General features: G+C 71.2%; 1 protein-coding gene. It reads left to right on the forward strand.

All coding sequences use genetic code 11. The features are described from left to right. A partial coding sequence (locus tag ACLQ2R_RS39675) for a tetratricopeptide repeat protein (protein WP_425966565.1) occupies window positions 1–267 on the forward strand: 267 nt, incomplete at both ends.

Below are 267 nucleotides of genomic sequence, written 5' to 3' on the forward strand. Positions count from 1 at the left end.
GGCCATCACCGAGGCCGCCTATGGCCCTGATCACCCCAGCGTCGCCATCGGGCTGGGTAACCTCGCGAGCAGCTTTCGGGCTCTGGGTCGGCCGGGTGAGGCGGTGCCGCTGGAGCAGCGGGCGCTGGCCATCACCGAGGCCGCCTATGGCCCTGATCACCCCGCCGTCGCCACCTTGTTGGGTAACCTCGCGAGCAGCTTTCATGCTCTGGGTCGGCCGGGTGAGGCGGTGCCGCTGGAGCAGCGGGCGCTGGCCATCACCGAGGC

Origin of the sequence: Streptosporangium sp. DT93 (assembly GCF_049844535.1) — a bacterium.
Lineage (GTDB): Bacteria > Actinomycetota > Actinomycetes > Streptosporangiales > Streptosporangiaceae > Streptosporangium.